The organism is Lysinibacillus sp. GbtcB16 (assembly GCF_019091145.1).
GTDB classification, from domain to species: domain Bacteria; phylum Bacillota; class Bacilli; order Bacillales_A; family Planococcaceae; genus Lysinibacillus; species Lysinibacillus fusiformis.
In genome coordinates, this window is sequence record NZ_JAGXJV010000144.1 from 1 (window position 1) to 435 (window position 435).

General features: G+C 51.5%; 1 protein-coding gene. It reads right to left on the minus strand.

The features are described from left to right. On the minus strand, positions 1 to 435 hold a 435-nt coding region (locus KVT27_RS23755), incomplete at both ends, for an O-antigen ligase family protein (protein ID WP_217582084.1).

Genomic DNA, 435 nt, shown 5'->3' on the forward strand with positions numbered 1-435 from the left:
GTATTCGTTATGCGGTACTACGAAGCCTTCGTATAAGCTGCCGTCATTCGCTACAGTCACCGCACCAAGCCCTCTGCCCGTCAGCGGAGAATCCTTCACGCCATTGAGGAAATAGTTCCAGGCTTCCGTTCTTCCTGACAAGTCAACACCGGTGCCGGTCTGGCGCTCGAAGGAACGCTTCGTCATATTGTCCCACTGTACATACACGGCTCCCCCAATCAAAACCAGGGAACAGAGCAGCGGAATTAATAAGATGAGCTTGCCCTTGATATACTGCCTGACCATATCGAAGAAATAGTAAGCCGCCATGGCCAGCATAGCGAGAATAGGCCCTCTAGTCCCCGTTGCGATTAGAATGGCAAAGTTGGCAGCAAGCGTGCAGTAAAAAAACTTGGCCTGCAGCGGATTGCGTTTGGTCTCCATTAAGGCAATGGT